Origin of the sequence: uncultured Bacillus sp. (genome assembly GCF_958411575.1) — a bacterium.
Classification (GTDB): domain Bacteria; phylum Bacillota; class Bacilli; order Bacillales; family Bacillaceae; genus Bacillus; species Bacillus spizizenii.
The window spans coordinates 70,357-93,198 of record NZ_CATYRA010000012.1 but is presented as its reverse complement, the minus strand read 5'-3'; the positions used below and the strand labels follow the sequence as shown (position 1 = coordinate 93,198).

The window sequence follows — 22,842 nt, the reverse complement described above, 5'->3', positions numbered from 1 at the left end:
AGTATCTTCTCCTTTTCAAAGTAGAGAATCATATGCTGGCTGTGATAAAGCTGGGAAAGAGACGTCCGCCTCTTTCCAGCATCATTACGGCTTCACAAAAACGGTTTTGATCGCCGTGAAAAAGTCCTTCGCTGCCTCACCCTGTTCACGGGAGTGGGAGCTCGACTGCTTCATGCCGCCAAAAGGCGCCTGGAGCTCAACACCCGCACTTTCTGCGTTAATTCGGACAAGCCCGGCGTCAATTTCATCAATGAATGAAAGCATTAGGCCGATGTTTTGCGTAAAAATGGATGCGCTTAAGCCGAACTTCACATCATTGGCGATGTCCAGCGCGTCCTTCATCGAGTCAACCTTGATCAGGGCAATCACCGGACCGAAAATTTCTTCTTGGGCAATCGTCATCTCAGATGTCACATTGTCAAAAATGGCAGGCTGAACATAATAGCCGTTTTGATACTTTCCGTCCTCCAGCTTTTCTCCTCCAATCAAAAGGGAAGCACCCTCCTGTTTGCCTTTCTCAATGTACGACAGGCAGTTATCCAGCTGATTCTTGCTGGCAATCGGCCCCATCCAGACATCCTCTTTTAAGCTGTCTCCGATCGTAATATCCTTTGTACGCTGGAGCAGTTTTTCTTTAAAACGGCCGTAAACTCCGCTTTGCACGATGACGCGGCTTGTCGCGGTGCACTTCTGGCCGGTTGAACGGAAGGCACCCGTAATGACCGCTTCTGCCGCAGCTTCAAGGTCAGCGTCATCGGCTACGATGACCGGGTTTTTGCCGCCCATTTCTAGCTGATATTTGGCTCCTCTCGCTAAAGCGGTTTGCCCGATGATTTTCCCGACTTGATTTGAACCAGTAAACGTAACGGCGTCTACACCTTCATGCTCAGCAAGTCCCTGCCCGACAACAGAACCCGGGCCTGTCACCAAATTGATGACTCCTGCCGGGAGCCCGGCTTCTTCAAAGCAGGCAATGATTTTCGCACATGTAACGGCTGTTTCTGTCGCCGGTTTGATGACAACGGTATTGCCGTATACCAAAGCCGGGGCCACCTTCCAAATCGGTATCGCCACCGGGAAGTTCCACGGAGAAATCACGCCAACCACACCGAGCGGAACACGGGTGGTGAACATGAGCGCGTCTTTGTCAGTTGACGGAATGACGTCACCCGTTTTGCGCATGCCTTCTCCGGCGTAATAGCGCAGAATCGCAATTCCGCGAGCTGTTTCCCCTTTCGCTTCCGGCAGTGTTTTCCCCATCTCACGCGTTGCGCAGGCGGCGATTTCCTCCAAGCGCTGCTCCATAATATCCGCCGTTTTGTATAAGTATTGGCCCCGCTCGGCACCCGTCAGCTTTCTCCAAGCCGTTTTGGCTTTATTGGCGGCGGCGACTGCCCGTTCCACATCATCAGCTGTTGAATTCTGTACATAGCCGACAATATCATTCACGTCCGCAGGGTTTTCGACCTTGACCATATCACCTGATTGAGACTTAACCCACTCTCCGTTAATAAAGTTGAGATACGTGTTTTGTTCCGTGATCACAGACATACCCATTGCCCCTTTCATGTTTTTTCTGTTCAAACCGTCGCGGCTTTTTTCGGAAAACGGTCAGCCGCCTGCTTCAAAATCGCTTCTAATTGCTGATAGTGCTCTTTTTCAACCGGGCCGACAGGCGGTCTGGCTGTGTTTCTCACATTCAATCCCATGATCTCCATGCCCGCTTTAATCAAAGATACGGCATATCCTTTTCGTTGTTTGCGAATGTCGTTGATCGGAAGAATCACATGCTGATAGAGCTCCTTCACCAGCTCGTCATTTCCGTTTTTCAATGCGTCATAGAACATTCGGGAAATATGCGGGATATAATTTGAAATCGCTGAAGAATAGGAGTGAAACCCGATCGGCAGGTAAGCCGGCATCGTCACTTCAGCCATCGGCATTCCGTTAAGCCATCCTAAACGGTCGCCGAGCGTATAGACGAGGTTAATATTCAAATCCATATTCCCCACCCCGTCCTTCACACCGACAAGCTGTTCAAACTCGGTCAGCCGCTTGATCTGTTCAAGAGAGAGAATGGTATTATCGCGCTGATAAAGAATCGCATTCAGATCGGTGCTTTCAATAATCGTTTTCGCATACTGATACAGCCCCTCCTGTTCGCCATGCACCAAATACGGAGGCAGGATCAAGTAGCCGTCGGCGCCTTTTTTCGCCGACAGCTGCGCCCATTCAAGTGCTGTACTGAGGTTGCCGCCCACCCCCGTGTAAACCGGAACCTTTCCTCCGGCTGCCGAGATTGCGACTTCCACCATTTGCTCGTATTCTTTCTGGCTGAGAGATTGAAATTCACCAGACCCACAAGCGATAAAAATCGCTTCCAAGCCTTCTTCCACCAAAAACTCGATATTTTGAAAAAGAGCTTCTTCCTCCAGTTTTCCTTGTGAGTTAAAAGGTGCAACCGGAAAACCTAAGATTCCAGCGGGTGCTTTTCTCATACGGCTCATCAACATAACCTCCTGTTATTTGTTTATACAGCCTCTAACCGAAAGCGCTTTTATTAGTTCTGGTTTCGCATCCGCTCCTTCCCTATATCTTTTTTGTTTAATTGTAAGACAAATAAACAATAAGTCAATATCTTTATTTTCTGATATTTTATAAAAAAACAAGAAATCGCTGCCCCCCCGGGGTTCTGGCGCAACAAAAAAACAGCCGGAACAGCCGGCTGTTTTGGTTTATATCCTTCTTTGTTTCATCGTCTCGTGCAAAAGCTTCGCTTCCAAAAAGAACACGTGGATGAATTTTTTCATATTCACTCTTGCAGGGGCGAGAGGTTTTGCATCCTTGGATTGGAGTTCTTTCATTTTCTGGCTGACAACCGGAAAGTCAAAGAATTTCGATGCATAGGTTTCAAATTTCGGATTTGAAAAATCAGTTGTGCCCAATGAAGCAAAATGGTGCAGTGAATGGATAATCGCTCTGCGGATGCGCTGCTCCGAGGCTTTCATTTCTCGATTGACTTCCGTTTCGGATGCCCCCGCCCCTAGCTTCCGTTCGGCTACCTGGGTGAAGATCAGTTTGAGCGAAGGGATATGTTTTTCATACGGCTCAGACTGCTCATGTTCTGCTAAATACTGCAGCACCGCCATGAGATCATGTGCGCCGCCTTCCCCCATCATGCCCAGTTCGGACAACAGGAATGTTCCTGCTTCTTTTAAGCCGCTGTCACTGTGCTGCTGAGGACGCGCTTTCTGTTCAGTCCGATTGACAAGCCGGCTTAGAGAATGCTGAATAGCCCCAATCGATTGCTCAAGCTCAATCCGCTCCTTCACCTTTTGAAGAACCGTAACAATTTCAATACGGTTAATCGGCTTATGGATAAAATATTCAATGCCGAGCGAGTACGCTTCTCCGACCATTTCCTTCGCTTCCACTTGAGAGATCATTACGATTTTGCCGGAGTACGTATTCTGGAGCTGGCGAATCGTCTCAATGCCGTCTCTTCCGGGCATTAACAGATCAATTAATAAAATATCAATCTGCTTGAATTGCAGCATATGCCCTTCCACCTGGCTCCCGTCGTCCGCTTCACCAGCAGCTTCCCCGAGATCCTCATCTTCAATGATCTGCCTTAAAATTGACCGTACTGCACGGTCATCATCAGCGATAAAAAAACGCATAGCTTTCGGTTCATCCTTTCTGAATCAAATGCCGGACAGGCAGCCTGATGGCAAACACCACTCCCCGCTGCTGATTATCAAACATAATATCGCCATCTAGCTCAGTCACTATTTCCTTCACGTAGGAAAGTCCGATTCCCGTAGAAGGCGTGCCAAATTCGTCATATTTTGAAGTAAAGCCCGGGTCAAACACAATGTCTCCTATTTTTTCAGAAATACCGGGACCATTGTCTTCCACCTGGAATTCTACCATACTCTCATTTGGCCTACGGAGCCTCAGGCTGATCATCCCCTCTTTTCCCATGGCCTCTACCGCATTTGCCGTTAGATTATTAATGATCGAAAGCACGATAAATACGTGATATTCGTCATGTTCTCCCTCTATCGAGCAGTGAAAATCAATCTGCTTTTCCAGTGCTTCAGCGTACTTTTCATTCATTCGTATCACAAGCTGCAGCAAATCAGAAGCCCTCATATAATCTCTTAAGCTCTCATTAGAAATCAGTTTTGAAAGCCCTGCGAATATTCGCTGGTTGTCCTTTTTCACTTCATGAATTTCTCCCGCCAGCCTCAGGATTCTTCCGCTGAGCTGATCATCCTTGCCCTTCACTTCCCGATAGAGCTGATACGAATCGTTCGTCACTTTCTCTGTCGTTTTCAATGTCTTTTTTAAATGCACCGTTTCTTCATATAAATTGGAAACGATCATCAGCATGTGCTCATGCTGCTGCCTTGTTTGTTTTTCTCTCGACTGCGTTTCATACAGCTTCAGCACAGTATAAAAGCTCATGACGATAAATGTGTGAGAAATCGCAATCACCGCGATATCCGTAACTTTCTCAGGTGTGACAACTGTATGGAAAATGAGAAACTGCACGGCCAGCTCGACACAATCTGACACAATTTCAATCATAAACCCGATAAAACCGAGCATAACCGGCCGTTCACGGAAACGATTAGCCTTTAATACGGAAAACAGACAGGCGTAAGTCATATAAAAGAAAAAGCCAGACGCTTGGTCATACAGAATCGGAGTCAGTCCATTGTGTCCCCCGCCCCATAATTCCAAAAAGACGCGAAAGACGAAAACCGCCGCTCCAGTCAGAAGACCCGGCAGCACAGCGGGCACATGCCGCAGCAACGATAAAAAGAAGAAAAAAACCGGTGCACCAAAGCTGACCCGGAATTCTTCATTGAGGGGATAAAATTTCAGTTCACCGGCCAGCGGCACCGTAATCAGCATGAGAGCCAGTATATATCCGTCTTTTTCAAAGAAACGTTCCAGTTTTATGATGATCACATCCTCGCTTCTATTTTGGGGAAATGGCAGAAAACCTGCAAATTTCTTTTGACCCAGAACATGAGGTTTTTATAAATCTTACGGCTTATTTTCAAAATGTTTTTGTCGTATTTTGTATGATTCTGTAGTCGCCATTATACAGTAAATATACCTTCCGCTTTTATGAAAGCGTTTAATGCCCCTTCAGCCTTCGTTTTGATAAACCTCAGTCCTTAAAGAAGAAAAACAGTGAGGAGGAATTCGATGAAAGAATTGATAAAAGAGCCCCAAATAGAAATAGATACGGCGTCTCAGCTGCATGATTGGGTGGAGCACTATCGCCCCTTTGCCGCCAATGGACAAAGTGCAAACTATATCCCCGCTTTAGGAAAAGTCAATGACTCACAGCTCGGCATTTGTATATTGGAGCCTGACGGAACGATGATACATGCCGGCGATTGGAACGTCCCTTTTACCCTGCAAAGCATTTCAAAAGTGATCAGCTTTATCGCCGCCTGCATGAGCCGCGGCATTCCCTATGTGCTGGACCGTGTAGATGTCGAGCCGACAGGTGACGCCTTTAATTCAATCATACGACTCGAAATCAACAAGCCGGGAAAGCCGTTTAATCCTATGATTAATGCCGGTGCCCTCACCATCGCCTCTCTTCTTCCCGGAGAATCGGCACATAATAAGCTCGAGTTTCTTTACTCAGTGATGGAAACCTTGGTAGGAAAACGGCCGAGAATTCATGAGGAAGTGTTTCAGTCTGAATGGGAAACCGCCCACCGCAACAGGGCGCTGGCCTACTATTTAAAAGAAACAAACTTTTTAGAGGCAGATGTAGAAGAAACGCTTGAGGTGTATTTGAAGCAATGCGCCATGGAGAGCACTACAGAAGACATTGCATTGATCGGCCTGATCCTTGCCCATGACGGCTATCATCCGATTCGCCGTCAGCAAGTGATTCCTAAAGACGTGGCAAAATTGGCCAAGGCGTTAATGCTGACGTGCGGTATGTACAACGCTTCAGGCAAATATGCGGCATTTGTCGGCGTGCCGGCCAAAAGCGGCGTCTCCGGCGGCATCATGGCTCTCGTTCCTCCAAGTGCCAGAAGAGAACAGCCTTTTCAATCCGGATGCGGTATCGGTATTTACGGGCCTGCCATTGACGAATACGGCAACAGCCTCACTGGCGGTATGCTGCTGAAACATATGGCGCAGGAGTGGGAGCTCAGCATTTTTTAAACATAAAAAAGAGGTGATTGTATGCAGCAAATCCTGGAACATATCGTCGGTATCGCAAATGATCTATTGTGGTCAAAGCTATTAATTGTTTTGCTCCTTTCGCTGGGAATTTATTTTACGTTCAGGCTTAAGTTTTTACAGGTTCGCATGCTGAAAGAAATGGTCAAGGTATTAAGAGAAGGTGCTGCTTCCCGGTCGAAAAACAGCATTTCTCCGTTCCAAGCGTTTTGCATCAGCATGGCGGCCCGTGTCGGAACGGGAAATATTACGGGCATCGCCATCGCCATTGCACTTGGCGGGCCAGGTGCAATCTTCTGGATGTGGATTATCGCCATTATCGGATCAGCCTCAAGCTTTGTGGAAAGCACACTGGCACAGATTTATAAAGTAAAAGATGCAAACGGCTTCCGCGGCGGGCCGGCTTATTACATGGAAAAAGGGCTGAACAAAAGGTGGATGGGCGCGCTTTTTGCTGTGTTAATTACCTTATCGTTCGGTATTGTCTTTAACTCGGTCCAATCAAATACAGTCAGTCTCGCCTTTGAAAATGCGTTCGGCACAAACCGCCTGACATTGGGACTCATTTTAATTGCTGTGTTCGGCACGATTATTTTCGGCGGCGTAAAGCGCATTGCGAAGCTGGCTGAATCCATTGTCGTCGTATTGGCTGTCCTGTACATCGGAGTTGCGTTTTTCGTGATTTTCACCAACATTACGCAGCTGCCAGACGTGATTGCACTTATCGTGAAAAATGCATTTGGTTTTGACCAGGCCGCTGGCGGCGCTTTAGGTGCAGCGTTAATGCAGGGTGTCAGACGTGGAATCTTTTCAAACGAAGCGGGAATGGGGAGCGCACCGAATGCCGCTGCCACCGCAACGACAAGCCATCCTGTCAAACAGGGACTGATTCAAGCGCTTGGTGTGCTTTCAGATACGCTAGTCATTTGTACAAGCACCGCCTTTATCATCCTGTTTTCGGATGCCTACCATACTCCGGGACTGAGCGGAATCGCGTTGACACAAGCTTCTCTCAGCTCCCATGTCGGATCATGGGCATCAGGCTTTCTCGCCATTCTGATTTTGTTATTCGGATTCTGTGCTTTAATCGGAAACTATTATTATGGCGAAACCAATATCGGCTTTTTGAACAAAAGCAAAAAACTGATTTTTGTCTACCGTATCGGCGTGCTGGCAATGATTGTGTTTGGCTGTGTTGCCAAAGTCCAGCTCGTCTGGGATCTGGCTGATTTGTTTATGGGCTTGATGGTCGTCGTGAATTTAATTGCAATTTTCTTATTATCAAAGGTCGTTTTTGCGGCACTCCAAGACTATACACGCCAGAAGAAAGCAGGCAAAGATCCGGTCTTTTATAAAAGTGTGCTCAAAAACCACAATGGCATTGAATGCTGGCCGCTTTCTGACACACAGACTGACACACACAACAAACAAATATCCTAAAAAAGGGTGTTCAGACATACGGGCTGAGCACCTTTCCCTTTTGCGTTTATTGACAAACACGTAAGCCTCCATTACGATTTTCATATCTTTTCAAAAAATCTGAAAGAAGGCATCGGTACATTCTATGAACCCTATCCAACACATACTAGATACATATCCGCTTATTGTGCTAGACGGCGCCATGGCGACCGAGCTTGAACGCAAGGGCTGTGATTTGAACGACAGTCTTTGGTCGGCAAAAATTTTGATGGAAGAGCCGGACCTGATTAAACAAATTCATACTGATTATTTCGCGGCAGGCGCTGACTGTGCGATCACCGCCAGCTACCAGTCTACGTTTGAAGGCTTTGCCGCACGCGGGCTGAGCGAAGCGAAAGCACGCCGGCTCATCGAGATGTCCGTCAGCATCGCAGCTGTAGCACGTGATGAATTTTGGGCACTTGAAGAGAACCGTCTGAATCGGCCAAAACCAATCATTGCGGCTTCTGTTGGCCCTTATGGCGCATATCTTGCAGACGGATCTGAGTATCGGGGTCACTACGGAATCACAGAGGATGAACTTGTTGAATTTCATCGCCCCCGCATGAAAGCGCTGATCGAAGCCGGAGCTGATGTTTTGGCATGCGAGACGATTCCGTGTCTGACCGAAGCAAAAGCGATTGTGCGGCTGTTGAAGGAATTTCCTGAAACGTATGCGTGGATCAGCTTCAGTGCAAAAGACGGCCTGCATATCAGTGACGGAACACCTGCCGCTGACTGCGCGTCATGGCTTGATGAGCATCACCAAATTGCAGCGATCGGCATCAACTGCACGCCGCTTCAGCATATCCCTTCTTTAATAGAAGAGTTAAAAAAGCACACATCAAAACCGATCATCGTCTACCCGAATTCAGGCGAGCAATATGATCCGGAGACAAAAACGTGGAACGGCGCAGCATGCGCAGAACCATACGGACAAAGCGCACGCATGTGGCATGAAAAAGGAGCGAAGCTGATTGGCGGCTGCTGCCGGACAAAACCTGAAGATATCAAAGAAATTGCGGCATGGGCGCACGCTTTAAAAACAACTTGACTTATCGGAATTGTTTGTATATTCTATCTAAAAGCCGGTTCGCCGGAGTCTCGTGTCACTCGCTGACATGAGATTTTTTATTAGGAAGGAAATAAATCGCCGATAGAAAGTTGGAAAAAAATGAAATCTGCTCACAACAAGAATGAGACAAACTTTCAGAGAAGTATGAAAAGCCGGCACCTCTTTATGCTTTCCTTAGGGGGTGTCATTGGAACCGGGCTGTTTTTAAGCTCTGGCTATACCATTCAGCAGGCAGGCCCGGCGGGAACGATACTCGCCTACTTAGTCGGCGCCGGAATCGTCTATTTGGTCATGCTGTGCCTCGGTGAGCTGTCAGTGGCCATGCCTGTCACGGGTGCCTTTCACACCTATGCAGCCAAATACATAGGGCCGGGCACCGGGTTTACGGTCGCTTGGCTGTACTGGCTGACATGGACCGTGGCATTGGGATCAGAATTCACTGCAGCCGGCCTGTTAATGCAGCGCTGGTTCCCCCATACGTCCGTTTGGATGTGGAGTGCCGTCTTTGCGCTGTTCATTTTCTTGCTGAACGCATTTTCAGTCAAGTTTTTCGCTGAATCAGAATTTTGGTTTTCCAGCATTAAAGTATTAGCCATTATATTGTTTATTCTTTTAGGTGGCTCCGCCATGTTCGGCATCATCCCGATTCAAGGCGGAGAAGCCGCTCCGATGCTGTCCAACTTCACAGCGGAAGGCGGGCTCTTTCCCAATGGATTTGTCCCGATTTTGATGACAATGCTGTCCGTCAATTTTGCCTTCTCGGGAACTGAACTGATCGGAATCGCCGCCGGAGAAAGTGTTGATCCCGACAAGACGATACCAAAAGCGATTAAAACAACGGTCTGGCGTCTTTCACTCTTTTTTGTCGGAACGATTTTTGTGCTGTCAGGGCTGATTCCGATTCAAGACGCAGGCGTTATCAAAAGCCCGTTTGTCGCTGTCTTTGACAGAGTCGGTGTCCCGTATGCAGCCGATATCATGAACTTTGTCATCCTGACAGCGATCCTGTCAGCTGCTAATTCCGGACTTTACGCTTCTTCCCGGATGCTGTGGTCTTTATCAAAAGAAAAAACGCTTCACCCGACATTTGCAAAGCTGACGTCAAAAGGAACCCCGTTTAACGCCCTGGTATTCAGTATGATCGGCGGCATTCTGTCATTGCTATCCAGCGTAATCGCGCCAGACACTGTATACGTTGTGCTCGTGTCGCTTTCCGGTTTTGCTGTTGTTGTCGTGTGGATGGGAATCGCCGCTTCTCAATTCATGTTCAGAAAACGTTATGTAGAAGCGGGAAACAAGGTCGCCGATTTGACATACCGGACCCCTTTGTATCCGTTCGTGCCGATTGCCGCGTTCCTGTTATGCCTGGCTTCCGTCATCGGCATAGCCTTTGATCCGAATCAAAGAATCGCACTGTATTGCGGCATTCCGTTTATGGCCATCTGTTATGCAGTATATTATGCGAAAAACCGCATGAGCCAGCCGACTGCTGATATCACTCATTCAAAATAAAAAGAACCTGCCTCTGAGCAGGTTCTTTTTCATCTTCAAACTTCCACCGTCCAGTTGAACGGCCCCTTCACTTTTCCAAGCTGAATATTTGTTATCGTTTCATACAGCTTTTTCGAGATATCCCCGATTTGCCCGTCGCCTACAATCACCGTTTTCCCATGAATATTGAGTTCACCGACAGGCGTAACGACTGCTGCCGTTCCCGTGCCGAAGACCTCTGTCAATTCTCCGCGTGCAGAAGCCGCATAAATCTCATCAATTGAAACTCTCTCTTCTCGAACCGGAATGCCCCAGCTCCGAATCAGTTCAATCGCGGACGCACGTGTAATTCCGCTTAAAATACTTCCGCTTAATGCCGGTGTGACAGCTTCCCCGTTAATGACGAAAAAGATGTTCATGCTCCCTACTTCTTCCACGTATTTCTTTTCAATGGCGTCCAGCCACAGCACCTGGTCATAGCCCAGCTCATTCGCTTTCCGCTGCGCCTGAAGGCTGGCCGCATAATTTCCGGACGTTTTTGCACTTCCGACTCCGCCGTTCACCGCCCGCACGTACTCATCTTCAACGTAGATTCTAACCGGCTTTAGCTGATCGTCTCCATAATAGGAGCCGACAGGCGAAAGCACGATCATGAATGTATAGCTCTTGGATGCCTTCACACCGAGACTTGGTTCTGTGGCAATGACAAACGGACGTATATACAGTGACGTTCCCTTTTCCTTTGGAACCCAATCTTTCTCCAGCTCAACTAATTGTGTCAATGCCTCAAGCACCAGCTCTTCGTCTAAAGGTGGCATACTCATGCGTTCACACGATCTGTTCAGGCGTTTGATATTTTGATCCGGCCGGAACAGCAGCACTCTGCCATCTTCTGTTCTGTACGCTTTTAATCCTTCAAAGACAGCCTGGCCGTAGTGAAAAACAGATGAAGACGGATCAAGCGTAAGCGGCGCGTACGGTTCAATTCTCGGATGGTACCAGCCCATTCCCTCTTCATAATCCATCACAAACATATAATCTGTAAAATACTTCCCGAATTCCAAGGATGAAGGGTCGGGCTTTTCCTTATGAAATGCAGTTTTTTCTCGTTCAATAAGCTTATTCAATCTGATCAGCACACCTTTCACAATATAATTGTTCAAATATTCAGTCTTTTTAAAGTTAAAAAGGTATACAGCCTCTTCTTTGATTATACGCCGCTCCACACCTATAAATTTCAGAATATTCTTTATGATCATCAGCTATTATACACTACATTCATTGTCAAATGAAGATGAAATAAAAGAAAAACAGCCAGATTCAATCCGGCTGCCTGAATTTAGACTGCTAAATACAGGACGACAATATGGCAAATCAGCAAAATATACACCGCAATCACAAATTGCCAATTGATCTTCTGTGCCCATGCAAACACCACCATCAAAACAGGAAGTATCACTATACCTGCCAGCTTGTTAACCGTCATATCCGGACTGTTCGTTCCATCATAATGAATCGGCATTTCCGCCGGCAGAAACGGGTAAAACACGATTGAGAGGATGAAAGCCGCAATGACAGCCCCCCACAGCACTTTTCCATTCGTCAATAGAAACATAGAACAACCATTCCTTCCTTCTTCACACATTGCTTTATGATTGATATGACTGTTCTACGGTGAATTTCGTTCGGTCTCCTCGCGTAATAATTTGCGCATATTCCACTACTTCTTCATTTTTATCATAGGTGAGAGATTCTGATAAAAATGCCGGTGCTCCGACATTGGTTAACAAGTGGCCGCTGATCGTTTCATCGGTTAAAATCGGCTCGATTGATTCTGTGCCTCTGCTGATTTCAATATTGTATTTTGTCCTTAACAGTTCAAACAGCGAGCCGGTGCACTCTTCCTGTGCCAGCCCCGGTGCCGCTTTCCAGGGAATATAGGAGGTGTGATACTGCAAGGGCTCCCCCTCGGCGTATCTGACTCTGACAAGCTTGTTGACCGGTTCATTCTCTTTCATTTTCAAAAGCTCGGCAATGGAGTGATCAGCAGGGATTACCACGAGTTCAAGCACTTTTGATTCAGAACGCAGGCCCCTCATTTGTTCTGCAAAGCTCGTAATCTTATGCGGAATCGGCGTTTGTATTTTTGCCGCCGATACAAATGTTCCTTTTCCTTGAATTCTCTTAATATATCCCTCAAGCTCAAGCTGCTGCAGGGCCAGTCTCACAGTTGTTCTGCTGACATCATATTGTTCGCAAAACTCGCTCTCCGTTGGCAGCTGATCATTCGCCTGATACTTGCCCGACTTAATTAATTCAATGATTTTAAACTTGATAACAGAATATAAAGCTGTCATTTCATTCTCCCCATTCTGTATGTAAACCGATCTTTTTGATTGAGACCATAATACCACTTGCCAGCCCAATATGAAAGATTTGTATCCTTCTTTTATAACAAATTTTCAGAAATTAATATTGACAGTTTGATCACGGTGGTGCTAAATTCGTAATGACAACTATCATAAATTGATTATAACAAATATGATGCTTGTCTATCTCTTTGAGGGGGTGTCACATGAAGATTATAATCGCCGAGCACTATGAAGAACTCTGTAAGTTAAGCGCTAACATTATTAAAGAACAGATACAGGCTAAGAAAGATGCCGTTCTCGGCCTGGCAACAGGAAGCACGCCGGTCGGCTTGTACAAGCAGCTGATTTCAGACTATCAGGCAGGCGAAATCGATTTTTCAAAGGTTACTACATTTAATTTGGATGAATACGCTGGTCTCTCTCCATCTCATCCGCAAAGTTATAACCATTTTATGCATGAGCATCTTTTTCAGCATATTAATATGCAGCCTAGCCATATCCATATCCCGCAAGGAGACAATCCGCAGCTTGAGGCTGAATGCAAGGTATACGAGGATCTCATTCGTCAGGCGGGAGGCATTGATGTTCAAATTCTCGGCATCGGCGCCAATGGCCACATCGGTTTTAATGAACCGGGATCTGATTTTGAGGATCGGACACGAGTTGTGAAGCTGTCAGAAAGCACGATACAGGCAAATGCCAGATTCTTCGGCGGTGATCCTGTGCTGGTGCCGAGACTCGCGATTTCTATGGGCATTAAAACCATCATGGAATTCAGCAAACATATTGTGCTTTTAGCCAGCGGCGAGGAAAAAGCAGATGCCATTCAAAAGATGGCTGAAGGTCCTGTCACGACAGATGTACCAGCCTCAATTCTTCAAAAACACAATCATGTAACCGTTATCGCCGATCAAAAAGCAGCTCAAAAATTAAAGAATACATCATACTCATAAAACAATAAAAGGAGACTGTCATGTTTAAAAAGGCATTTCAAATTCTGCAGCAGCTTGGCCGCGCGTTGATGACTCCGGTTGCCGTCCTGCCGGCAGCCGGTCTTTTGCTCCGTTTCGGTGACAAGGATTTACTGAACATCCCTATTATAAAGGATGCCGGCGGCGTTGTATTCGATAACCTGCCGCTGATTTTCGCCGTGGGGGTCGCGATCGGTTTAGCCGGCGGCGAAGGTGTAGCCGGACTTGCCGCTGTCATTGGATATTTCATTTTGACCGTCACCCTCGACAACATGGGAAAATTACTCGGCCTTCAGCCTCCTTATGAAGGAGCCGAGCACCTCATTGATATGGGGGTATTCGGAGGCATCATCATCGGGCTTCTTGCCGCATATTTATATAAGCGTTTTTCATCCATCGAGCTGCATCCGGTCCTTGGATTTTTCTCAGGCAAACGGTTTGTCCCGATTATTACTTCCATCAGTTCATTGGTAATCGGCGTGATTTTCTCATTTGTTTGGCCGCTAATCCAAAACGGAATTAACGCAGCCAGCAGTTTAATTGCCGATTCAACGGTCGGCCTGTTCTTCTATGCAACGATCTATCGTTTGCTGATTCCTTTTGGCCTGCATCATATTTTTTATACACCTTTCTATTTTATGATGGGAGAATACACAGACCCGTCAACAGGCAGCACCGTAACCGGCGACCTGACAAGGTTTTTCGCAGGAGACCCGACAGCTGGGCGCTTTATGATGGGAGATTTCCCTTACATGATTTTCTGTCTGCCGGCAATTGCTCTTGCCATTATCCATACCGCGCGTCCGGAAAAGAAGAAAAGATCTCCGGCGTGATGATTTCTGCGGCGCTCACATCTATGCTGACAGGCATTACAGAGCCGGTTGAGTTTTCTTTCTTGTTCGTTGCGCCCGTGCTTTATTTAATTAACTCTATTCTCGCCGGCGTCATCTTTGTCGTTTGTGATTTATTCCATGTCCGCCACGGCTATACGTTCTCAGGCGGCGGCATTGACTACGTCTTGAACTACGGGCTGTCGACAAACGGCTGGGTTGTCATTCCTGTCGGGATCGTGTTTGCATTCATTTATTATTATTTGTTCCGATTTGCGATTTTGAAATGGAACTTGAAGACACCCGGCCGTGAAACAGATGAAGCCGATCAGACTGAGGCAAAAGCTCCTGTCGCAAAAGACCAGCTTGCCTTTCACGTGCTGCAGGCCTTAGGCGGACAGCAAAATATCGCCAACCTGGATGCGTGTATTACAAGACTTCGTGTGACCGTTCATCAGCCGAGCCAAGTCAGCAAGGATGAATTAAAACGGCTTGGTGCAGTAGGTGTGCTGGAAGTCAACAACAACTTCCAGGCGATATTCGGAACAAAATCCGATGCCTTAAAAGACGACATCAAAACGATCATGGCCGGAGGCGTCCCCGACACCGCCGCCACGCTTGAAACAGAGACTGATAAACAGCAGAAGCCTGCTTCCGGTGAGACCTTTATTTATCCGCTCAAGGGAGAAACGGTCTCTCTGACGGACGTGCCTGATCAAGTCTTTTCAGAAAAAATGATGGGCGAGGGGTTTGCGATTGATCCATCAGAAGGAAAAGTCGTTGCCCCTGCGGACGGCGAAATTGTCTCCATTTTCCCGACGAAGCACGCCATCGGCTTTATGAGCGCCGGAGGCACCGAAATTCTGATTCATGTCGGCATTGATACCGTCAAATTGAGCGGGGAAGGCTTTGAAGCACATGTGACGAGCGGACAAGCCGTCAAACAAGGCGAACTGCTTCTTACATTTGATCTCGATTACATCAAGCAGCATGCCGCATCCGCTGTGACACCGGTTATTTTCACAAATGTATCTGAAGAAGATATGAAGCACATTCAAATGAAGTAAGAAAGTCCCCCCTGATGCGGGGGACTTTTTCGCCAACATAATGAAAGCGCTATCAAAATAAAATTTGAAATAAGGTTTTTTCATTTGATTTACGAATGATATGAATATACCTCATCCTATCATCATGAAAAGGGGGATTCATTTGAGAAAATTGATCGCGTTCCAAATTTTAATCGCTTTGGCTGTCGGCGCAGTGGTCGGCCATTTTTTTCCTGATTTCGGGATGGCGCTGAGGCCTGTCGGAGATGGGTTTATTCGTTTAATTAAAATGATTGTCGTGCCGATTGTGTTTTCTACCATTGTCATCGGAGCTGCAGGAAGCGGAAGCATGAAAAAAATGGGCAGTCTCGGCATCAAGACGATCATTTGGTTTGAAGTGATTACCACATTGGTATTGGGGCTTGGACTTGTATTAGCGAATGTCTTAAAACCGGGTGTCGGGCTTGACCTCTCCCATTTGGCGAAAAAAGATATCAATGAACTTTCCGGCTACACAGACAAAGTTGTTGATTTCAAACAAATGATCCTCGATATTATTCCTACAAACATTATTGATGTCATGGCCAGAAATGATTTGCTTGCCGTTATTTTCTTTGCGATTTTGTTTGGTGTCGCCGCGGCCGGCATTGGCAAAGCCTCTGAACCAGTGATGAATTTCTTTGAATCCACCGCTCAGATTATGTTCAAACTCACGCAAATCGTTATGGTGACTGCTCCTATTGGCGTGTTAGCCCTGATGGCAGCCTCTGTAGGCCAATATGGCATCGAACTCCTCCTCCCTATGTTTAAACTGGTTGGCACGGTATTCCTTGGTCTGTTCCTGATCCTCTTTGTCCTCTTTCCGCTTGTCGGTCTCATCTTTCATATTAAGTATTTCGAAGTGTTAAAAATGATATGGGATCTGTTTTTGATCGCGTTTTCCACCACCAGCACCGAAACCATTCTCCCCCAGCTGATGGACAGAATGGAGAAATACGGCTGCCCGAAACGAGTGGTATCATTTGTCGTTCCCTCCGGCTTGTCACTGAACTGTGACGGCTCCAGCTTATATTTATCGGTTTCCTTTATTTTTCTGGCGCAGGCCTTTCATGTAGACATGACATTGTCCCAGCAGCTGCTGATGATGCTTGTGCTTGTCATGACAAGTAAAGGCATTGCAGCTGTTCCGTCCGGCTCGCTTGTTGTTCTTCTGGCAACTGCCAATGCTGTAGGGCTTCCTGCTGAAGGCGTCGCCATTATTGCGGGCGTTGACCGTGTCATGGACATGGCGAGAACAGGCGTGAACGTACCGGGGCATGCGATGGCCTGCATCGTGGTGTCAAAATGGGAAAAGGCCTTCCGCGAAAAAGAATGGGCCTCTGCAAACGGACAAACCGAAAGCGTATAAAAAAAGAACACCTCATTCCCGAGGTGTTCTTTCGATTATTCAGCAGCAGCGTGCTCTTCTTTTTCAATCGCTGCCAGTCTTGCGTTCACTTCTTCTTCTGTCATATTGTGCTCTGAAACATACAGGTTTCTTGGGTTCGTGCGGCATTCGTGGCTGCAGCTGCGCATATATTTATACTCATTTTCCGGTGTGCATATCATTTTTTTGTTGCAAGATGGATTTGCGCAGTTCACATAACGCTCACACGGTTCACCTGTAAAGTAGTCTTTTCCGACAATCACATGCTCGACACGGTTGACAGGCACGCTGATTCTTTCATCAAAGACATAGCACTGGCCGTCCCACAGCTTGCCTTGCACCTCAGGATCTTTTCCGTATGTCACGATTCCGCCGTCAAGCTGTGCTACATCTTCAAAGCCTTGCTTCACCAGCCAGCCTGAGAATTTTTCACAGCGCACGCCGCCCGTGCAGTACGTTAAAATCTGTTTGCCTTCAAGCATATCTTTATGTTCTTCGATCCATTCAGGCAATTCACGGAAGGCCTCGATGTCAGGACGGACTGCTCCTCTGAAATGGCCAAGGTCATACTCGTAATCATTACGCGCGTCGATTACAATTGTGTTTGGATCCTGCATTTTCTCATAAAATTCTGCAGGCTTCAAATGCTGACCTGTTGTTTCGTTCGGATCCACATCATCTTCAAGACGAAGCGTTACAAGCTCTTTTTTATGACGGACAAAGATTTTTTTGAACGCATGGTCTTCTGCTTCATCAATTTTAAATACCATGTCCGCAAAACGAGGGTCAGCTTTCATTGTTTCCATATATTTTTCAGTCTGCTCAACCGTACCTGATACCGTACCGTTAATTCCTTCAGAAGAAACAAGGATACGGCCTAACAAACCAAGCTCCTTACAAAAAGCCAGATGCTGCTCTCTAAACGCCTCTGGATCTTCAATCGGAACATATTTATAGTAAAGTAATACTCTGTATTGTTTTTCCATGATTTAAACACCCTGTTCGATTATAGTTAGTTGCTATGCACACTCTTACTATATCATACAGGAAAATGCCACAAAGATGAACATATCCGCACAGACTGATAAAAATATCCAAGCTCTTACAAACCCAAGCGGCGTAAGGATTTATTAATAACCAACGGTATTTTCCATTAACTTACTAACTAAAGTAGTTATCTGAAAACTATCAAATGATAAGCTGAACTGCCCCCTGTAGTATAACAGGGGGGATGCTTCTCACTTGATAATGACTGATGGCGTGATATGCTCCAGCCAAATGACACCGTCATATTGTTCCTTTAGAATCATCTGCTCCTCCATGAACCCCCAATACAATGCTGTCCGCGGGGTATACATCCACGAAGTGCCTTTCTTGTTTTTTGTATGGAGAAAATCAACAAAGACAGCTGGATGGTCCGCAGTTTTCAGCAAAGCTTCGAGACTTCCAGACGGCAGCGGGCTTGTGACCGGCGTAACCGTCTTATTATCGGAGCTATCCAGACTCGCACCTGAGTAAGCATAAATGCCAATCGTATATGTTTGTTTTTTCAGCCGCTCCGGCAAATAATCCCCCATGTTAGGGCCGTTTAGCTGTACCCAGTCCTTTATCATTTTGGTATTCTGTTTGCGAAGATGGTAATTGTGGCCCCAGACAATGATCTTCTTTTTCGGATAAAGGGTTTCCGCAACCCACTGAAATTGTTCAGCCATCATGCGGTCTCTCATATAGAATGAAAAATCCTCAATATTATCCGGATAATCCTTTAGTTTTTCTTTCATTTCTTCCAGCATATACATTTCCATTACGTCAATTCTCAGCTGAAGGGAATGCATAAACATCTCATAAGCTTTCGGCTCTTTAGGAAGGTGGGCTTTTAACTCTGAAGCATGTGTTTCAGCGAACTTGATCAGCTCCTGATAGTTTTTCACAAGCGCTTCTTTCTTTTGCGTAAATTCATCAAACGTGTTGCTGTTAGTCACCAATGTTGAAAAGTCATTTTCTGATTGGGAGAGCAGCTCTGCTTTTTCAGGGTCCACCGCTTTTACCCATTGGTTTGCAGCATCATTGAATGAATTCTTCATGCTTTGAATATCAAATCCAGTAAGGATAAGCGGATCGCCTTTCTCTTTTTGCTCTTTCATGTAATCAAACAGTTCAACGACATCTTCTGTGTGCCAAACGGCGTAAATGGAGTTTTTCATCGTGCCCTTAGAGGTTAATTGATCCATGTTAAGGTAGGATGCATTTGTATCGGAAAAGCCAGACTCAAAGGCTAATACATCATATCCCAGTTCTTCGTGGAGGTATTTGATCATTCGGACCTTTGTTGCATTGATTTCGCCAGCGCCGTGTGTGGTTTCTCCTAACTGAACGATTCGTTTTCCTTTCAGCACCTTCTTTAGAAAGCGAAGGTCTTTGTTTGAGGCATCGGAAGAATCCAGCGGATGTGCATGTCGTTCAATCCAGCGATTCCAATGTTTTTCTTCAGAAGCAGCTCGGGCGGAGGCTGAAAAAGAAGTAAACACCAGACAGACAATCAGCAGCGGCAGAACCGTTTTCACTATCATTCGTTTCAATTCTATCTCTCCTTTTCTGTAAGGTTCTCTAGTAGTTACGAGATTGATACAGAAAAAGTTTCCTTTTTTCACCAACAAAAAAGCTTCTCTATTGAAAGAAGCTTTAGCTGGATCCTCTCATCACCTGATGAAAGTAAAACCGATACGTATTTCGTAAAAATGTTTCAACCGGAAGCTGCACATCCGCTTGATATTTGCTGATGATGAATGGAAACCGTTCGATTCCTTTCTCGCGAAAATCACTCGCTTGCTCTTCATCTGTTGCCTTCTCTTGCAGAACTCCTTCAACAATTGGCCAGCACGCTTCCCGCACTTGCCGCAGGACGGCTTCATCTCCGGTGTTCTGATAATCTGTGATCCAGCTGATGATTTGTTTCTCCATGAGTTTCACCTTTCTTCAAAAAAAGAGGCGCTGCGTTTATACGAGCTCCTCTTTTTTTTCTTCGTAACCTATCAGTTCTCCGACTTGGACTTCTTGGCCTTCTGTTAAATTGGCGGACGGCTGGAACGCGTCTTTTTCAAAAATCAAAATGACGGTTGAGCCGAATGAAAAGTATCCAAGCTCCTCGCCGATCTCCAGCTCGTCCCGTGTACTCGTCTGTACGATAGAATTAATATTCATCGCGCCGACAGGAATCATCAGGACATTTCGAGTACCGCCATTCAGCTCGTACACAAACCGGTAATTTTTCGACAGCACATCTCTTCCGTATTTTAACCCTAATTGATTTACTGGATATGAGCGATTTCCAAGCTCGGCCAGCTTTTGATACCTGCAACTGATTGGAGAATGGAAACGGTGATAATGCCGCGGGCTTAGATACAGCACGATGAAGTATCCGCCGTTGTATTGATGGTCTGCGCTTTTACAGCCGGTCAACTCTGCGAATGAGTAATCTTTTCCCTTTACTGTAAAGGTTTGATTCGGGTTGATGGTTCCTACCGTCTGAACCACACCGTCAACAGGGCTAACTACCGCGTGTGCCTCTTTTGAAACAGGGCGCCGCTCCAAATTAATCTGTCGAATGAACAATTCGGACAGCGAACCGTAATCAGCGGCCGAACCGTCTACATCATCCCAATTTAGCCGAAAGTGTTTTGAGAAAAGCGGAATGACCGGTTTGCTGATTTTAGACTCGCAAAATCCTTTAATCAGATAGGATGACAGACGATGATTCGTCAGCTCTATCAATGATCGATACAGAATCTTTACAGCCGTATTAAACATGAATAATCCCTATAACCCTTCCGATTGTAATAAAAATAAAGCACCATAAGAAGGCGCCGATTGCCGCAAACGCAATATATGTTTTCAAGTTCATTTTGCCGATTCCCGAAAAATAACACGTCATATGTCTGACGCCGGGAATGAAATAACCAAAAATAAGAGAATATGGGCCGTATTTATTCATCCATTTTTCTACTTTCATCATTCTCTTTTCTTTTAATCCGACCCACTTGCCGTACTTGTCGATAAACGGACGCCCGGCTTTTCTGCCGATCATGTAGCTGATCAGCATGCCTAACAAAGCCCCGACAAAGCTGATCAAAATCGAAAGCTCATAATTCAGCACGTCAGTATGCGTGAAGTAACCAACGACGGTCATCATTACTTCATCTGGAATCGGCAGTCCAACAATCCCTAGAACCAACATCAAAAAAATAGCGATATAACCGTAATCCGCTATGAGCTGCTGAACTAATTCCATCTCTCGGACTCCAGGTTTTCTGCCGCATGTTTTTTAAAGTGAGGGAATTTTATTTTACTCACCATTAAATATGAAAGTCCGCAAGTGCCGATTGCCAGCAGGACCGGGTTATAGACGAAGCTTAGAATAACGAGACACATACCCGCAAATGGAATCGGCATGCCGATAAAGGTCGGGAGCTTGCTTTGCTCAATGTTAAATTTAGAGAGGCGAAGCATTCCGCAAATGCTGTACGTTAATGCGCATAAAATCCCGATAAACGGAAGGGCATATAATGAGACACTGTACGCAAGCATAGAAGGAGCCACACCAAACGTAACCAGATCGGCAAATGAATCCAGTTCTTTTCCCATATCAGAAACGGCATTCAGTTTACGCGCTGCCATCCCGTCAAAGAAATCGAGAAACATGCCGGTAAAAATGAAAAGCACTGCTGAATGAATGTTGTGATATAACAAGGAATGAATCGCCAGCAGTCCGCAAGTAAAGTTTCCTATCGTAATCATACAGGGGATATAATTCACAGTGTAACCAAACCTCCAATTGTAAAACCATCTATCTCATTCGACGATATGGATCGAATAGCGTTACAGGAAAAATTTTCTCTACTAAGCATGATAACATAGAATGCCCCCAAAAAAGCAGCACTCAAATTCTATTATTATACAACATTTGTTACCTTTTGAACAATGAATGCCAATCTTTTCATGTTTCTTACTATATTATTCCCCGCTTAAAAAGGACAAGACGCGTTGATTGACGTACTCTGGCCGCTCCAGAGATAACAGATGTCCGGCGTTCTTCACGATTTCAGCCTGAATCCCCGGTACCAATACTGAAGCCCGTTCTAAAGCCATTTGCTGATGGTACATGACCTCGTACTCACCGAACATCAGAAGTATCGGGACCGTTATCGATTTCAATTCCCGGTCTGTGAACACGTACGGAAAGCCATTTGCTGTCGGCTTCAGGCTTCTTTGTTCGTCCTGCCATTCCACACCCGTTACAATTTGTCTTTGCAGCACAGGATGTAGATCATAACGGCTATCGGTAATCCACTTAATATATTCATTAGCCCCTCTTGATCCCGTAAGCCCTGCAGCGTATTTATAGACATCCGGATGAAATGAAATAAATGCTTCAGCGGGACTCATAACAACCGCCCGCTCTACTCTTTCAGGCGCTTGGAGCAAAAAATTCACGATATGGGATCCGCCAAGCGAAAGGCCTGCCAGGTGTGCTGTCTCAAGTCCAAGAGAATCAAAGACGTCTTTCAGCCATTCTGCGCAATCAGCTCTCGTATCCAAAGCAGCTGATGGGATACTTTTATTTTTGTCTCCTATTATATCGACCGCATATGTACGATATTGACTGCTCCACTCCGCGATATTCGGATACCACATAGCAGAGCTGAAGAGCCCCCCGTGAAGCAAAATGAGCGAAGGTGCGTCCTTTGGCCCACTTGCAATAATATGTGTTTTTCCAAAACGAGTAGAAACATAGAATGCTTCCGACTCAATCGGCCACAAAGAAAGGCTTTGATCATATGCCTGGTAAAAGCGAAGACCGCTTTCAGCCGCGGCAAGCTGCATCGAATCTTGTGTCATCTTCTTCTTTTTCCTCCGGGTTTGATTGATATAAAATAAAGGATAATGCCCCT

The 22,842-nt window shown here is 46.0% G+C and carries 20 protein-coding genes and 1 pseudogene; 7 read left to right on the top strand and 14 right to left on the bottom strand.

What is annotated here, in order from left to right; genetic code table 11:
* Positions 1-84: 84 nt before the first annotated feature.
* From gucD to glnK, 4 genes are all read right to left on the bottom strand, one after another.
* Positions 85-1,551 (bottom strand): alpha-ketoglutaric semialdehyde dehydrogenase GucD, encoded by a 1,467-nt coding sequence (gucD, locus tag Q5C82_RS17695; protein ID WP_003223801.1) that lies wholly within the window; start codon positions 1,549-1,551, stop codon positions 85-87.
* 29 nt (positions 1,552-1,580) lie between these two features.
* Complete coding sequence (kdgD, locus tag Q5C82_RS17690; protein WP_003223799.1) at positions 1,581-2,507, bottom strand: 5-dehydro-4-deoxyglucarate dehydratase; 927 nt, start codon at positions 2,505-2,507, stop codon at positions 1,581-1,583.
* Positions 2,508-2,735: 228 nt separating this feature from the next.
* Positions 2,736-3,680 carry a glutamine utilization two-component system response regulator GlnL gene (gene glnL / locus Q5C82_RS17685; RefSeq protein WP_003223796.1) on the bottom strand — a complete coding sequence of 315 codons (945 nt, stop codon included), beginning with the start codon at positions 3,678-3,680 and terminating at the stop codon, positions 2,736-2,738.
* A gap of 10 nt (positions 3,681-3,690) precedes the next feature.
* The gene (gene glnK / locus Q5C82_RS17680; RefSeq protein WP_045590033.1) at positions 3,691-4,923 is read right to left on the bottom strand and encodes a two-component system sensor histidine kinase GlnK; all 1,233 of its coding nucleotides are present in this window, start codon (positions 4,921-4,923) and stop codon (positions 3,691-3,693) included.
* Positions 4,924-5,223: 300 nt separating this feature from the next.
* On the opposite strand from glnK, the gene Q5C82_RS17675 reads away from it, so the two are divergent.
* The 4 genes from Q5C82_RS17675 to mmuP all read left to right on the top strand — a co-directional run bounded on the left by Q5C82_RS17675 (position 5,224) and on the right by mmuP (position 10,270).
* Positions 5,224-6,207, top strand: a complete 984-nt coding sequence (locus Q5C82_RS17675) for a glutaminase (RefSeq protein ID WP_003223791.1) — start codon at positions 5,224-5,226, stop codon at positions 6,205-6,207.
* A 21-nt stretch (positions 6,208-6,228) separates the two neighbouring features.
* Positions 6,229-7,665 carry a sodium:alanine symporter family protein gene (locus Q5C82_RS17670; protein WP_003223789.1) on the top strand — a complete coding sequence of 479 codons (1,437 nt, stop codon included), beginning with the start codon at positions 6,229-6,231 and terminating at the stop codon, positions 7,663-7,665.
* Positions 7,666-7,789: 124 nt separating this feature from the next.
* Positions 7,790-8,737, top strand: coding sequence for a homocysteine S-methyltransferase (mmuM, locus tag Q5C82_RS17665; RefSeq protein ID WP_003223788.1), 948 nt, complete (start codon positions 7,790-7,792; stop codon positions 8,735-8,737).
* A 120-nt stretch (positions 8,738-8,857) separates the two neighbouring features.
* Positions 8,858-10,270, top strand: a complete 1,413-nt coding sequence (gene mmuP, locus Q5C82_RS17660; protein ID WP_003223786.1) for an S-methylmethionine permease — start codon at positions 8,858-8,860, stop codon at positions 10,268-10,270.
* Positions 10,271-10,305: 35 nt separating this feature from the next.
* Here the strand turns inward: mmuP and Q5C82_RS17655 are convergent, their stop codons facing one another.
* From Q5C82_RS17655 to gamR, 3 genes are all read right to left on the bottom strand, one after another.
* A complete protein-coding gene (locus Q5C82_RS17655; RefSeq protein WP_032727371.1) occupies positions 10,306-11,376 on the bottom strand; it encodes a branched-chain amino acid aminotransferase in 1,071 nt (356 codons plus the stop codon).
* Between the two features lie 212 nt (positions 11,377-11,588).
* Positions 11,589-11,864 (bottom strand): DUF1648 domain-containing protein, encoded by a 276-nt coding sequence (locus tag Q5C82_RS17650; protein WP_003223781.1) that lies wholly within the window; start codon positions 11,862-11,864, stop codon positions 11,589-11,591.
* 34 nt (positions 11,865-11,898) lie between these two features.
* Positions 11,899-12,606, bottom strand: coding sequence for a transcriptional regulator GamR (gamR, locus tag Q5C82_RS17645; RefSeq protein ID WP_003223779.1), 708 nt, complete (start codon positions 12,604-12,606; stop codon positions 11,899-11,901).
* Positions 12,607-12,824: 218 nt separating this feature from the next.
* On the opposite strand from gamR, the gene nagB reads away from it, so the two are divergent.
* From nagB to gltP, 3 genes and pseudogenes are all read left to right on the top strand, one after another.
* Positions 12,825-13,574: a glucosamine-6-phosphate deaminase gene (nagB, locus tag Q5C82_RS17640; protein ID WP_003223778.1), complete on the top strand. Its 750-nt coding sequence runs from the start codon at positions 12,825-12,827 to the stop codon at positions 13,572-13,574.
* Between the two features lie 20 nt (positions 13,575-13,594).
* Positions 13,595-15,489: pseudogene (gene ptsG, locus Q5C82_RS17635) on the top strand (glucose-specific PTS transporter subunit IIBC).
* A gap of 142 nt (positions 15,490-15,631) precedes the next feature.
* Entirely contained in the window at positions 15,632-16,876 is a 1,245-nt protein-coding gene (gltP, locus tag Q5C82_RS17630) for a glutamate-aspartate/proton symporter GltP (protein ID WP_003223771.1), read from the top strand.
* Positions 16,877-16,911: 35 nt separating this feature from the next.
* Here gltP and Q5C82_RS17625 read toward each other — a convergent pair whose 3' ends face one another.
* The 7 genes from Q5C82_RS17625 to Q5C82_RS17595 all read right to left on the bottom strand — a co-directional run bounded on the left by Q5C82_RS17625 (position 16,912) and on the right by Q5C82_RS17595 (position 22,789).
* On the bottom strand, positions 16,912-17,880 hold the full coding sequence (locus Q5C82_RS17625; RefSeq protein WP_003223769.1) for a rhodanese-related sulfurtransferase: 969 nt from the start codon (positions 17,878-17,880) through the stop codon (positions 16,912-16,914).
* Between the two features lie 252 nt (positions 17,881-18,132).
* Positions 18,133-19,473 carry an erythromycin esterase family protein gene (locus tag Q5C82_RS17620; RefSeq protein WP_003223766.1) on the bottom strand — a complete coding sequence of 447 codons (1,341 nt, stop codon included), beginning with the start codon at positions 19,471-19,473 and terminating at the stop codon, positions 18,133-18,135.
* A 103-nt stretch (positions 19,474-19,576) separates the two neighbouring features.
* A complete protein-coding gene (locus Q5C82_RS17615; protein ID WP_003223765.1) occupies positions 19,577-19,855 on the bottom strand; it encodes a hypothetical protein in 279 nt (92 codons plus the stop codon).
* A 36-nt stretch (positions 19,856-19,891) separates the two neighbouring features.
* Positions 19,892-20,701, bottom strand: a complete 810-nt coding sequence (locus Q5C82_RS17610; protein WP_003223762.1) for a phosphatidylserine decarboxylase — start codon at positions 20,699-20,701, stop codon at positions 19,892-19,894.
* The gene (locus Q5C82_RS17605; protein WP_003223759.1) at positions 20,694-21,182 is read right to left on the bottom strand and encodes a DedA family protein; all 489 of its coding nucleotides are present in this window, start codon (positions 21,180-21,182) and stop codon (positions 20,694-20,696) included. The genes Q5C82_RS17610 and Q5C82_RS17605 overlap by 8 nt, the downstream gene beginning before the upstream one ends.
* On the bottom strand, positions 21,173-21,706 hold the full coding sequence (gene pssA / locus Q5C82_RS17600; protein ID WP_003223757.1) for a CDP-diacylglycerol--serine O-phosphatidyltransferase: 534 nt from the start codon (positions 21,704-21,706) through the stop codon (positions 21,173-21,175). The genes Q5C82_RS17605 and pssA overlap by 10 nt, the downstream gene beginning before the upstream one ends.
* Before the next feature lie 198 nt (positions 21,707-21,904).
* The gene (locus Q5C82_RS17595; protein ID WP_003223755.1) at positions 21,905-22,789 is read right to left on the bottom strand and encodes an alpha/beta fold hydrolase; all 885 of its coding nucleotides are present in this window, start codon (positions 22,787-22,789) and stop codon (positions 21,905-21,907) included.
* Positions 22,790-22,842: the final 53 nt, after the last annotated feature.